The following is a 13,274-nucleotide window of genomic DNA, read 5'->3' as shown; positions in this document are numbered from 1 at the left end:
GTAGTATCCCTGTGGATCCGAGCTTGGCCCCCTCCAAATTGCTAACAGATACAAGTCATAGCCATCATAGCGATCGGCTATTCTAGACTCTACTCGCCAAAGGGGCGTTTCTGCTGAACCAGATTGGCCTAGTTGCAATTGACTTTGCAAGAGATAGGGATTCTGTGACACAGCGGTCGCCCATGCTTGCACAGACTCACCCCAGGCTTTTTCATGGACTGCGATTCTAGCAAGGCTTTCAGCATCATCTAGCAATTGAACAGCGACTGGTGGCAATGTCGGAGCACCAGCAGCCAGATTGACTCGTACTACAAAATTACTATTTTTGATCGTATTGACAGCATGGATAGCCTTCAAGCTCGGATAACGGTCAAGCCATTGATAAATCGTAAATCCAAACGCTAGCCAGCAACTAACCACTAGATAGCTAAGCACTGTGATTACAATCCGTTGATAAGCACTGGCATCAGCTCGTTTGAATTGTAAGTGAGGTGTTACGAACTCCCCAGCCGTAGCTACCAATGCTGCACTAATTGGCAAACTCACCACGAACCAAAACGGATTAGTAAGCCACCAATACCCAAACAATAAAAAGCTAATGAAACTACCTGGTATCCAGTGAGCCAAGTTTAGCCCAAATATCTTAATCGGCTTTTCAATTAAGGCCCAGGTAATGGCTAGGATCAAGAAAATGAAGCCAGCTAAGCTGATACCAAAGCGAACAATGCCCCCCGCTAATGCTGCCATTAGACATGAGAAAACACTGAGAAAAAACAATGTCCTCCATGAAAATTCATAGGGTGGTTTAATGAATTTCCATATGGCATTGTAGCCAGCTTTAATTTGCTGAAAGAGGGCTGCCATTTTTTGAAGACCATTTAGGCGCGGTAAAGTTGCTACTTGCTAGAAACATAGTTCACGAAATTTGAAATTATATAAAAGGCGATTTAGAGAGGTGCCGAACAACTAGAATAAGCATAATCAATGTGTAGCTAAGAGCATTAGCAATCAGAATAGCATAAGCCTTTTCACTACTAACTAAGCTGGCACGGTCTGGAATTCGATAACGGCTAAGCTTTGCAACTTCCAATTCTGCATTAGTGCTTACTGCTTCAGGTGCTTGGGAAAAAGCTAGCTTGCGAATACCAAGAATGATTTCCAACAGGATTAGCCCATTAATTTCAACCAAAAAGGTGCCAAAAAATGTCAAGACTGCCCCTATCACGATCAAGGTATTCATATTCTCTTGCCAGTCGGAGACAAAAAACTGATCAAACAAAATATAGCTAATGAGTTGTTGTTCTAAATTCCCTGAAAAGACAGTGGGTAACCAACCAACGATCGTAAAAAATAGTAGCCATCCAATAAATGTGGAAAATAGGTTAAGGCTGGCAGCATATCTGACGCTAGTTCGACGTTGCAATCCTAACCGCCAATGCAGAACAACTGACTCTGTGGCAATGGCCACCATCAGAAACAAAACCTGAAACAGAATAGCTTTAATAGGCAAGACCATTTAATGGCGATCGATAAAATAGAACTGTGGACAAGTTGACCTATGGAAGGTTGGACTATCTAAGGTCTATCATACAGATCGCAAATAGGCACATCGTTATGCTAGGTTTGATAATTCTTTAATTCTGATTAGATAGGGTTGTAATGGCAACAAACTGGTCAATAAACTATAGGTAGGGGTGTTGTAGTCACTAAACACTGCATATAATGTCGGAGCATGGTTATAACCTCTTGACCACCTAGCATTCAGAATTTTTGGCAAAACAGATATGGTAAGAACTGGGATTGGCATTCGGACAGCACAACTACGCTCTGAACGACTAGTCGGGCAAATTCATGTTTACGATGGCGCAGGTAAGGGAAAGTCTCAGGCGGCGCTGGGTGTAGTGCTGCGCTCGATTGGCCTAGGGATTAACAACGCAGAGGAAACCCGTGTTCTATTACTGCGATTCCTAAAGGGTCCTGGTCGTACCTACGATGAAGACGCGGCGATTGAGGCTCTGCAACGGGGTTTTCCCCACCTAATCGACCAAGTGCGCACAGGTAGGGCTGAATATTTTGGTGCAGATGAGATTACTCGATTTGATCGCATGGAAGCCCAGCGTGGTTGGGACGTGGCTAAGGGTGCGATCGCCTCTGGGCTATATTCTGTCGTGGTGTTGGATGAGCTGAACCCAGTTCTAGATCTCGGCTTGTTGCCCGTTGATGAAGTGGTTAATGCCCTGAAGCTAAAGCCAGACCATATGGAGGTAATAGCGACTGGACGAGGAGCACCGCCTGCACTCATAGAGATTGCTGACTTGCATTCGGAAATGCGACCAGTGCGAAATTACACCAATGGTTCCGCGCCTAAGGAAGGCGTAGAAGGCATCGAAATTTACACAGGGGACGGTAAGGGAAAATCAACGAGTGCCTTAGGCAAAGCCTTACAAGCGATTGGACGTGGTATCAGCCAAGATCAGTCTCATCGAGTGTTGATTCTTCAGTGGTTGAAAGGGGGGTCTGGGTATACAGAAGATGCCGCGATCGCAGCACTGAAGCAAAGTTATCCCCACTTAGTAGATCATCAGCGATGTGGACGAGATGCCATCGTTTGGCGTGGACAACAACAGGAAGTGGACTACGTTGAAGCAGAGCGTGGGTGGGAAATTGCCAGAGCTGCCATTGCTTCTGGAGTTTACAAAACAATTATTCTCGATGAGCTAAACCCTACAGTAGATTTAGACTTGCTGGAAGCAGAGCCGATCGTGCAAGCCCTGCTGCGTAAACCCCGTGATACTTCAGTCATCATCACAGGCCGCTGTAAGAATCGTCCTGCTTATTTTGATTTAGCTAGTATTCATTCAGAGATGATTTGCCATAAGCACTATGCGGAAAAGGGAGTTGATCTGAAGCGCGGCGTAGACTTTTAGAGATACATTAGAAGACTAGGATGCATAAGCCTTGCACCATAGAACCTGAAACCCTTTACTCCTAAAAGCATTTGGAGCCTATTACTGTGCCTGAAGCGCTGGATTATGTGGGATGGCGGCGGCAATTTCTACTAAAGCGGCTGCGGCTGGTACTGAGTTTGGCTGTGGTCGCCTACCTCAGCTTCATTGTGTTGCAATCTGTACTGATTAGCCACAACCTGAGCACCTTGGCTCCTAGCTGGTTAGTCATGGCGGTAATTGTTGAAATTTGCCTGCTGGGATGCCTAGGGTTAACCTACACCAAGGTGGGACAAAAGACTCCAGCGTTCATTTTTCTAGCATCGGCATGGTCTGTCACCTTAATTGAGCAACTGTGGGCTACGCTAAACGGATTTGCCCTGTTTGGCCTTTTTGCCTGGACCTTGGTGTTTCTTACCCTAGCTGCCATTGTGCCCGTGTGTTGGCAATTACACCTGACAGCACAATTGGGGACATTAGCCTATTATTCGATTGCCGTCATAGTTCTGCGTTTACCCAACCATGGCCAAACATTGGATATTTCCTATGCCCTTTATCTGTTTTGGTTTTGTGCCATTTGCGACTTAGGGGTCTATCGATATGAACGGTTGCAACATGCAGAGTTTGAGGCACGACGATGGCTACGAATAGAGCAAGAAAAGTCAGAGCGCCTGTTGCTCAATGTCTTACCAGAGACGATCGCGCACCAACTTAAGCATCAAGATAATCCGTCGATCGCTGAGCATTATGCCGAAGTCTCGGTTTTATTTGCTGATATTGTTGGTTTTACAGCACTCTCGACCACTATGTCCCCTGTAGATGTTGTGCAACTCCTAAATCACTTATTTTCTGCGTTTGATCAGCTAGCCGATCAGCATGGCTTAGAAAAGATTAAAACCATTGGAGATGCTTATATGGTGGTAGGAGGGTTACCAATCGAGCGTGCTGACCATGCCGAGGCGATCGCTGACATGGCACTGGATATGCAACGTACCCTTGTCCAATTCAACGCTAGGTACAATTACAATCTCAGCATCCGCATTGGAATTCATACCGGGCCTGTGATTGCTGGCGTTATTGGCACACGAAAATTTATGTACGACCTGTGGGGCGACACGGTTAATACCGCTAGTCGCATGGAGTCCTATGGCGTGCCTGACCGGATTCAAGTTACAGAAGCAGTCTACCATCGCCTTAGCTATGCCTATCGCTTTCAAGAGCGCGGCGAACTTGATGTTAAGGGCAAGGGAATCATGAAAACCTACTTCCTTCTGGATAAGCGCCAACCTCAGTTAGTCCAGAAAGACTCCCAATCAGGACAATGGGCAGAAGCATCCCAGCCATAGGGGTGCATGGCACAAACCAGCAGGTTGCCTCCGTAAACCTGACCATGATAGTGACGGCAACCAACACAAGCCGGATGATTTTGCATCATTGGCTCCATGATTTGGACGATCGGCTCAGTTGTATTGTTTGCAGCTTCTTCCAGCTCATTCAACAGCGTGGCGATTGGTTCAGCAAGGTCAACAAGTGACTGGTCTATGGTCATCAACAGGCGATCAATGTCAGCAGACATGGTTTTTTCCAAGTGATCTACCCAGTATTCTGACGCTTGCAAAAATGACTCGGCTACTTGTTCCACATCCTGGGAAATGTCAGCCAGAACTCTCTCCACTTCAGTGCCGATCGCCCCAATTAGCCTAAACGTATCCCGTAACCAATCATCCATGGCTTAACCACAACTAGACCATCACTACTGCTGCTTAAGGCGATTTAGCTCGTCTTGCAGGGCTTGCATTTGCTTGCGGAGAGCTTCAACCTCAGCCGCTGCATCTGACTGAGCATCATCTTCATCTAAGATTTCAATTTTGCGAGGTTGCTTAGGTTTTTGTTCGTCGTCAGAGGCATCTACAACCTCCTGAGCACGTCCCATCATGTCGTCCACAAACCGCCGAGCCTCCTCAGCTGTCATCTCACCACGAGTCACCAGTTCATCAGCCAGTCGCTGGGCCTGTTGCCGCAGCTCTTGGAGTGTACTGCCTGCTTTTTCACCAGCGTATGAGGCCAAGCCAACACCGAGATAAACTGCCTTCTGCAAAATACTTCCAAAGTCTGCCATCGCACTTCCATCAGGGTTTTGCTAATTGCTTACTGCCAACATCACTAGCTCATTCAGGAGACCCGGAATCCACGCCTATCACAAGCATCCCGTATTGCTGCTACCTTCCGGTCCTGACAAGGTTTAGGCGTTACGATCGCATGGGTCCGGGTCAAGCACTAGCATAGCATTTTCTCACCGCCTTAGGGAAATGCCATCCAGAGGCACCGACTGCTGAAGTGCTTATCCGCATCTCTCTAGTAAAAATGCTCTAACCGAAATCTTCAGTAAATCTGTAGCGTTATAGGGAGCAGCAAATTCCTATGACTTGTCTGTGCTACCATCAGTAGCAACACGCTCTTTTTCATTAAGAAATTATTAATGAGCAAGGTTCTAGTGCTTAATGCTTCCTACGAACCGCTAAACATTACAAGTTGGCGACGGGCAGTAGTTTTATTGCTAAAGGGAAAAGCTGAGCAAGTCGAACACAATGGCAAATGCGTATACACTGGGTTTCCGCTGCCAACGGTGATTCGCTTGCGTCACTATGTGCGTGTTCCCTACAAGGAAATTCCCCTAACCCGCCGCAATATTCTGCATCGCGACAATCATTCTTGTCAATACTGTGGATATACTGGGGAAGATTTGACACTCGACCACGTTACCCCTCGATCGCGGGGGGGCGATGATAGTTGGGAAAACATCGTCACAGCCTGTGTACGCTGCAATGTGAAGAAGGGTAGTCGCACACCCAAGGAGGCTGGTATGCCCCTGCGTAGTCAACCTCGCCGTCCCTACAGCAGCCTATACTTTGAAGTAACAAAGCATGTGAAGAGTGGAGTTCATCAAGAATGGCGGAAGTACGTGATTGGTATTTAATGGACTGAGAGCTATCTCAATTTTTTCCCCTTATGCTGGTTCCATTAACTCGACAAAAGCTAGAGCAACTCATTCCTATAGCAGCCACGGCTGAACAGTATCGCTACTATTGGGGTAAATTTCCCGATTTTCTCCAGCGGTTGTTGATTTCGGTTGTCAGTGTAGTGGTGATTTGGATACTGGAGTTGGCGATCGGAGGGTATAAGTTCTTGGCACTACCAGTAGGTATTGCAGCCGGATTGTACTGGCTATGGGGGCCAGTGTTGTGGGCAGGACTGCGCAATGCAAAGTACCGCAAGTATCCCTACGGGGGGTTTTGGCGGGGAAAGGTGCTAGATGTGTTTGTATCTGAAGAGTTGATCAGTACAGAGGAAACTGTCAACGATCGCGGTGAACTAGTGATCGTGGAAAATCGAGAGCGGCGCATCAATTTAGAAGTAGGGGATGAAACTGGTTTTACCAAACAGCTACAGGCTAGCTTGCAACGGGAACACCAGCGGATTGCACCGGGGCAAGTGGCAGAGATGGTAGTGCTGTCTAATCAACCTGACTTGTCTCGCATTGCCAAGGTTACTGATGTTTACATTCCGAGTTTGCGCGTGTGGGTGAGTGATTATCCTTACCTGAATCGAGATATGTTTGAGTCGGTTAGTCAGCAATTGTCAAAGCCCGGCAAGCAGCGCCGATCACGCCGAAATGACGACCGACGCTATGATCAAGGCTATGACGACCAGGCTGGTGATTTGTATAGCGATGATCTGGATGAATATGCTCAAGATAGTGACTACGACCGCTATGGTACAAGCAATCGATCTAGAAATCAGTACGACTATGGTCTAGATACTCTAGATGAGTATGATCAAGATAGTGGCTACGATCACTACAGCACTGAGGACTACGATCGTGAGCCACCGTTATCGGCACGCCGATCCCCACCTTCAGCTCGTCGTTCTTCCACTCGCCGCTATGACTCTCAGCCTGATGACTGGGCTAATGTTCCTCGTCGTCGCAGCCAACGTCCGAAGTGATAACCCTAGATTTGCAGGCAGTTTTTTTCATAATGTTGTTAAGCATTACCTGCACTGACGTTCCCCTTGGGATGCAAGCTGCTGAGAAACGTAACTTGGGTAGAATTTGAGATGATGTCATGACGGCTAGTGCATTTGCAGCAGAACGGCTTTTGTTTACTCCTGCTATCCCAACAGCAGAAGCGATCCCAGTCATTTATGCCTTTCCTAACGAATATAGCGTAGGGATCACGAGTCTCGGCTATCAAGTCGTGTGGGCAACCCTGGCCAGTCGATCGCACCTGCACGTCAGTCGTCTGTTTACCGATGTGCAGGAGCCACTGCCCGCTAAGCCAGAACTATTAGGGTTTTCAGTCTCTTGGGAGCTAGACTACGTTAATATTCTGGGCATGTTGGAGACTCTAGATATTCCCTTACGCTCTGCTGCCCGTACCCATGAGCATCCCCTAGTGTTTGGTGGAGGCCCAGTGTTGACAGCTAACCCAGAACCCTTTGCTGAGTTTTTTGACGTGGTACTGTTGGGGGACGGTGAACTGCTGCTCGATGCGTTTGTAACCGCTTATCAGGAGGTACGTGGGGCCGATCGCGACGCTCAACTGCGTCACCTAGCTATGGTTCCTGGCATTTATGTTCCTAGGCTATACCAGGTGACCTATATCAGTGCTGATGGTGGAATTCAATCCATTACACCGATCGACAGCAGCATTCCAGCACAGGTAGAAAAGCAAACCTATCGAGGCAATATCCTGGCAGCCTCTACTGTCGTCACCGAGAAGGCAGCTTGGGAGAACATCTTTATGGTAGAGGTTGTGCGTAGTTGCCCTGAACTATGTCGATTTTGTCTAGCCAGTTACCTAACCTTGCCTTTCCGCGCTGCCAGTGTGGAAGCATCCTTAATTCCAGCCATTGAACGGGGGATGCAAGTAACTGATCGCCTGGGCCTATTAGGTGCTTCTGTAACACAACATCCAGAATTTGATGCCCTGCTGGATTATCTGAATCAGCCTCGATTTGATTCCGTGCGCTTGAGCATTGCTTCGGTTCGCACCAGTACAGTGACTGAAAAATTAGCCCGATCGCTAGTCCATCATGATACCAAGTCCATCACGATCGCTGTGGAAACTGGATCCGATCGCCTACGCCGGGTGATTAACAAAAAGCTAGAGAATGAGCAGATTTTACAAGCCGCCGTTAATGCTAAGGCAGGTGGCCTCAGCGGCATTAAGTTCTATGGCATGGTGGGCATCCCCAGCGAAACTGCTGACGACCTGGATGATACCGTTAGCCTGTTACGCACTCTGAAAAAAGCAGCTCCGGGCTTGCACTTCACCTGGGGATGTAGCACCTTCGTCCCCAAAGCTCACACCCCTTTCCAATGGTTTGGTGTGAATCCCCAAGCAGAGAAACGTCTGCAACTCTTGCAAAAGCAGTTGCGTCCCCACGGCATTGACGTGCGACCTGAAAGCTATAATTGGTCAGTGATTCAAGCGCTGTTGTCTAGGGGCGATCGTCGCCTTGCCCCCTTACTAGAACTCACCCGTCACTACGGCGATTCCCTGGGTAGCTATCGCCGCGCGTTCAAAGACCTGCGGGGACAACTGCCCGATCTTCACTACTATGTCCACCAAGACTGGGCAATCGATAGCGTTTTGCCCTGGAGCCATCTGCAAACAACCCTGAGTGAGTCTACATTGCTCAAACATCGAGAGGAAGCCATGGGCTATGGGTAATAGCCAACTCATCAGTAGTTCTGTTAATGACTGTTGGTTTTGTTGCTAGATTTTGAACGATCGGGCCAATTAGCCTGCTGATGTGCATGTTCAGCTAGTAGTTGGGTTGCCGCTGTACTGTCCAATGGTTTAGAGAATAGGTAACCCTGCCCGTAATCACAACCCAATCGTTGGAGAATTTGCTGTTGAGCTGGGGTTTCTACACCCTCGGCCACTACATCCATTCCTAGCGAGTGGCCCAATACCAGAATCGTTTGAACAATCGCTGTGTCATCTTTACCATCCTCCCCCATTTGGCTGATGAACGATCGATCAATCTTTAGGGTATCCACAGGGAATTTATGCAAGTAGCTGAGGGATGAGTAGCCTGTACCAAAGTCGTCAATGCAAAGGTGCAGGTTGAGGTCTTTCAAACGCTGGAGCAGTTCGATTGTAGCTTCAGCATCATTCATGGCTGCGCTCTCTGTAATTTCCAGCTTTAAGCCTTGGCCATTAATCCCTACTTGATGCAGAATGTCTTCAACTTGACCCACCAAGTTGGGTTGATTCAATTGCTGACTAGACAGGTTGACGCTGATGGTCAATGGCAACAGCGGAAATTGCTGCTGCCAAGTTTTGAGCTGTTGGCCGGCTTCTCGCAAAGTCCATTGCCCTAGCGGAATGATTAACCCAGTTTCCTCAGATACTGGAATAAATTCTGATGGTGAAACAAAGCCGTGCTGGGGATGGTGCCACCGAATTAGAGCTTCAAAGCCTGCTAGACGGTGAGTATCTAGGGCAATGATGGGTTGATAGTACAGTTGGAACTGTCGGTGCTCGATCGCATGGCGCAAGTCAGTTTCTAGTTGCAACTGACGCACAATCTGAACTCTCATGCCAGCCGCAAATACTTCGTGGCGATCGCTACCCAACTGCCGTGCTCGATTCATAGCCGTGTGAGCATCTCGCAACAAGTCTTCAGGGTGATTGTCACTACCTGGCTGGCTAAGGGCGATGCCAATGCTGATGCCAGTAAACACTGGTTGGTCATTGACCACAAAGGGTGCTGCCATCGATTGGTGCAGGTGCTCCGCAGTACGGATGGGTTCATCCACATCGGTTAGAGCTTCTAGCACCATGACAAACTCATCGTTGCCAATGCGAGCTAGGATGTGGGCACGATTCAAATTCCCCAGACGACGAGTCACTTCGACAATTAGCTGATCACTGGCTTGATGTCCCAAGCTGTTATGAATAACTTCAAACCGATCAAGACCTAAAAACAGAATGGCAATTGGTGCGTGGTGTTTGGCTGCAAACTTCTTTCGCAGCAGATTTAGCAGCAATGTGCGGTTTGGAAGTCCAGACAAGGAGTCGTAAAATGTTTCATAAAACGATCGATAGGCAATGACACTGCCTGTAGTGAGCACTAGAGCCAACATGGGAGAAACGACTGGAATCCATCCAGCCATGCTGAACCCAACCACAGCAGTGCCGATAATGCCAGCGATCGTCCCTGCCCCCAACGACCCGATCAAGATTGGATGGCGAAATCGCCAGGCAATGGCTCCCCCTGTGAAAGCAGCTACCCATATCCAGAGCAACTCTCCCCATTCTGGCCAGTACCAAACAAGGGGATCACGATCCAGCACTATCCCTAAGAGTTGCCTAACTAGTTGAGCATGGAGAGCAACACCAGGAATTTTGTCCTCATCCTGATCGGAGCGGTTACTGTAGGACGTTTGAAATAGATCCTTCAAACTAGGTGCTGTAGACCCAATGAGTACGATTTTGTCCCTTATCCAAGCTGGGTTAACGTCTCCAGTTAAAACCTGAGTAACAGTCACTTCACGGATAATTGTTTTGGGAGGCGTAATCATAATCTGATAGCCAATAGCCTCTAGGTTGTGATAGCCACCTGACTGCTTTTCTAACAGCCTAAAGTTGACCTGTCCGATCGCCAACGTATTGGGAGTCACACTCAGCGTATGACCATGCTGAGCGAGGTAGGCAAGGGCGAGGCGTAGGGATAAAGAGTAAAACTGCTGGTCACCCTGGTAAGCGTAGAGCAAGTTCCGCCGCACAACATTGTCAGGATCTCGTAAGAAGTCATTAAAACCAACTCTTGCTTTGGGGAAACCTGGCGGAGCAGGAATACCATCCTGTCTGGGATCGCCTAATTTTTCGATCGTGAACAAATTCTTTGCTTGAAGCTGCTGTTGCAGAGCATCGGTACCCGGTGGTTGGGGAACATTCCGATGCAGATCTAAGCCAATAACTCGTGGCTGATAGTGTTGTAGTCGAGCAATCACCCTTGCCAAGGTTTGGTCAGAAAGGGGCCAGCGGTTTTCTCCCTGGATATCTGCCTCTGTAATAGCTACAACCAGTAGCCGAGGGTCAAAGCTCTTGGGGGAATAGAGTCGAGATAACATATCGTAGACAGCTAGTTCCCATGGTTGCAAGCCACCCCATGCTCGCACGGCAACAGTAACCCCCGTTACTAAAAGACTAGCCACCAATGCTGCTGGAGCAATGGTCAACATACCTGCTTGACTGCGCTTAGCTGCTATCATCGGCAGGGTTGAGAAACCCAGTTTAGACCGCCATTGCCGTATCCAGTTTGTCAATGATTTATCCACTTATCCGATACTCACTAAGGCAATTACGTGCTAGGGGTCACACCCCTTGTAGCTCTACTGTAGCTTGAGACCTTTGACTGTAGGGAAACTAAGACACTGAAGTAACTCCATGAAGGAACCTTAGGGTCACTCTGTGGTGACTCAACAATATGACTCTGTAGTTACTCAATGATATAGAAATATAGATATGTAGTGGAAGATACAAATACCATAGCCAACCCTATGCTATACACTTAGCTTGTCTATGGTTTTCATAATCACTTCTAAAGCAAGTTATGGCTACAGGCGCAGCATTGGCCTATTGTCTACAATTCTCGATAGCAGCGAGTAATCCGGACATTTTTTTGGCTATATCCGCATTCTCTCTGAGAGATTGAGTAGGTCAAGTTACTGCAAGATCAGTATTTTATCTCTGTTGTCTTGCTGAGGTGATTTGTCATGCTATGGCTGTAACTTTAGGATCTAGGTAGCATCTCCTGAGAGGTATTATGTGCAGAGTGGTAACGATCGTGTCCCTGATAATGTTAATGATGACTCAACTGTCCCCGACACTGGTGGCCAAAAATCGCGAGGGTGTTCCAGGACGGCGCTCTGGAGGTGGCACACGTTGGACAGTGACTACAAGTAGTACAACAGCTTCCTTGCGTAATCGACTTGCGGCGCTGGCGTTCGCATCTCGCACTCATCTGCCATCTAACCTGAAAGTCAAGGCATTATTTACTGGCTATATCGCCTAGAAGGTGGCATTTAATATGCGATGTAGCTCTAGTCGTTCAGGGCCGCTGATGGTGATGGCATTGTAAGAACACTAAGGTCATAGTGCATCGATGTCTGTGTGGCTGTTCCTGAAAAAGTGCCATGGATGGGTGCAGCTTGTTGTGGATGGGCAGATGCTACTAGAGCAACGTGACGATCGCAGACTGCTAGCCCTTGAGTTGGGTCATACCCACGCCAACCTGCTCCAGGCAGGTAGACCTCGGCCCATGCATGGAGATATGCCGCACAGTCTGGCTCTACTTCGTGATAGCCGCTGACAAACCGAGTCGCTAGCCCTACCGAACGGCAGACTTCCATGAACAGTACAACCAAATCTCGACAGGATCCCAACTGCTGATTCCACGTGATTGATGGTGGCAACGGTGCTCCGGTCTCACGTACCACGTGACCACAGGTTTTGTAGATACGTTGATTTAACTCAGTCAGAAATGCATTGACATGACCTTCACTGGAGTGCCATAACTCTTGCCCCAGTTGGATGGAAATGGGATCTAATAGAGATTGGTAGCCAACTGATGAATGGTGAAGATAGGGATGCAATTGAGTGGCCAGGGATAGGGGATAGTTGAGGGGAAGTGTAACAGCCCAAGGCTCTAGGATGTAATTGAATGGATTAGTGCAGTGGGTTTCCACGCTAGCAGTTGTCTTAATCACTAGCTGTTCAACAGGGTGTTGATGAAACCAGAGACGGGTCACTACATTGCCGTCTAGGTCAATGATATGGCTGGTACCAGCCGGAGTTGGCTCAACCTCCAAGCTGAAGGTGTGGAGAGATTGCCAGGCATCTGATCGGGGGCGCAGACGCACGGTGTGAGCTTGCAGAATCACAGGAACACTGTAGGTGTAGGTTGTATGGTGAATAATCTGAAACTTCACAGGGGCTGTACCGCAAAAAAGGTTTCAAAGATTTTATTACCAATGTCATTCATGCGAATTTGTAGCCCATCTAAAAACTCATGCAGGCCACTTTGAATCACATCGTCGATGGTTAGATAGTCCAATTCAGAGGTAAGCCGTCCCATGGCTCGCTCTGCAGAATTATTCCAAGCACCAAGGGGTGTACCTGTAATTTGATGGAGCGATCGCTCAGCCTGCATCAGGCAAAACCGAATCGATCGGGGAAATTCTCGATTGAGAATCAGAAACTCAGCAACGCCAGTAGGGGTAATGCGATGTCGTCCCTGCTTGCGATACATTTC

At 48.1% G+C, this 13,274-nt stretch carries 12 protein-coding genes, 1 other RNA gene and 1 pseudogene; 6 read left to right on the top strand and 8 right to left on the bottom strand.

Going from position 1 to position 13,274, the window contains the following annotated elements; translation table 11 throughout:
- Both NZ772_04230 and NZ772_04225 read right to left on the bottom strand, forming a co-directional pair.
- A partial coding sequence (locus NZ772_04230) for a DUF5357 domain-containing protein (protein MCS6812764.1) occupies window positions 1-864 on the bottom strand: 864 nt, incomplete at its 3' end.
- Between the two features lie 67 nt (window positions 865-931).
- Window positions 932-1,510: a hypothetical protein gene (locus NZ772_04225; GenBank protein ID MCS6812763.1), complete on the bottom strand. Its 579-nt coding sequence runs from the start codon at window positions 1,508-1,510 to the stop codon at window positions 932-934.
- Window positions 1,511-1,784: 274 nt separating this feature from the next.
- Here NZ772_04225 and NZ772_04220 point away from each other — a divergent pair, with 274 nt between their 5' ends.
- Together NZ772_04220 and NZ772_04215 are read left to right on the top strand one after the other, a co-directional pair.
- Entirely contained in the window at window positions 1,785-2,927 is a 1,143-nt protein-coding gene (locus NZ772_04220; GenBank protein MCS6812762.1) for a cob(I)yrinic acid a,c-diamide adenosyltransferase, read from the top strand.
- 86 nt (window positions 2,928-3,013) lie between these two features.
- Window positions 3,014-4,291, top strand: coding sequence for an adenylate/guanylate cyclase domain-containing protein (locus NZ772_04215; protein ID MCS6812761.1), 1,278 nt, complete (start codon window positions 3,014-3,016; stop codon window positions 4,289-4,291).
- Here the strand turns inward: NZ772_04215 and NZ772_04210 are convergent.
- From NZ772_04210 to ffs, 3 genes are all read right to left on the bottom strand, one after another.
- Window positions 4,234-4,674, bottom strand: a complete 441-nt coding sequence (locus NZ772_04210) for an apolipoprotein A1/A4/E family protein (protein MCS6812760.1) — start codon at window positions 4,672-4,674, stop codon at window positions 4,234-4,236. The two genes, NZ772_04215 and NZ772_04210, sit on opposite strands and share 58 nt — an antisense overlap.
- Window positions 4,675-4,698: 24 nt before the next feature.
- Window positions 4,699-5,064 (bottom strand): hypothetical protein, encoded by a 366-nt coding sequence (locus NZ772_04205; GenBank protein MCS6812759.1) that lies wholly within the window; start codon window positions 5,062-5,064, stop codon window positions 4,699-4,701.
- Between the two features lie 56 nt (window positions 5,065-5,120).
- Window positions 5,121-5,217, bottom strand: an RNA gene (gene ffs / locus NZ772_04200) — signal recognition particle sRNA small type.
- Between the two features lie 207 nt (window positions 5,218-5,424).
- Between ffs and NZ772_04195 the strand changes: the two genes are divergently transcribed.
- The 3 genes and pseudogenes from NZ772_04195 (at window position 5,425) to NZ772_04185 (ending at window position 8,680) form a co-directional block, all read left to right on the top strand.
- Window positions 5,425-5,922 carry an HNH endonuclease gene (locus NZ772_04195; protein ID MCS6812758.1) on the top strand — a complete coding sequence of 166 codons (498 nt, stop codon included), beginning with the start codon at window positions 5,425-5,427 and terminating at the stop codon, window positions 5,920-5,922.
- A gap of 32 nt (window positions 5,923-5,954) precedes the next feature.
- Window positions 5,955-6,611 (top strand): annotated as a pseudogene (locus NZ772_04190) (phosphate ABC transporter permease).
- 458 nt (window positions 6,612-7,069) lie between these two features.
- Window positions 7,070-8,680 (top strand): B12-binding domain-containing radical SAM protein, encoded by a 1,611-nt coding sequence (locus NZ772_04185; GenBank protein MCS6812757.1) that lies wholly within the window; start codon window positions 7,070-7,072, stop codon window positions 8,678-8,680.
- A 23-nt stretch (window positions 8,681-8,703) separates the two neighbouring features.
- On the opposite strand, the gene NZ772_04180 is transcribed toward NZ772_04185, so the two are convergent.
- A complete protein-coding gene (locus tag NZ772_04180; protein MCS6812756.1) occupies window positions 8,704-11,232 on the bottom strand; it encodes an EAL domain-containing protein in 2,529 nt (842 codons plus the stop codon).
- A gap of 593 nt (window positions 11,233-11,825) precedes the next feature.
- On the opposite strand from NZ772_04180, the gene NZ772_04175 reads away from it, so the two are divergent.
- Window positions 11,826-12,035, top strand: coding sequence for a hypothetical protein (locus NZ772_04175; protein MCS6812755.1), 210 nt, complete (start codon window positions 11,826-11,828; stop codon window positions 12,033-12,035).
- Window positions 12,036-12,063: 28 nt separating this feature from the next.
- Here NZ772_04175 and NZ772_04170 read toward each other — a convergent pair whose 3' ends face one another.
- Window positions 12,064-12,951, bottom strand: a complete 888-nt coding sequence (locus NZ772_04170) for a transglutaminase family protein (protein MCS6812754.1) — start codon at window positions 12,949-12,951, stop codon at window positions 12,064-12,066.
- Window positions 12,948-13,274 (bottom strand): alpha-E domain-containing protein (locus NZ772_04165; GenBank protein MCS6812753.1); only part of this gene is annotated, 327 nt, incomplete at its 5' end. The genes NZ772_04165 and NZ772_04170, both read right to left, overlap by 4 nt.

The organism is Cyanobacteriota bacterium (genome assembly GCA_025054735.1).
Classification (GTDB): Bacteria; Cyanobacteriota; Cyanobacteriia; order SKYG9; family SKYG9; genus SKYG9.
This window is presented reverse-complemented; position numbering and strand designations above follow the sequence as displayed.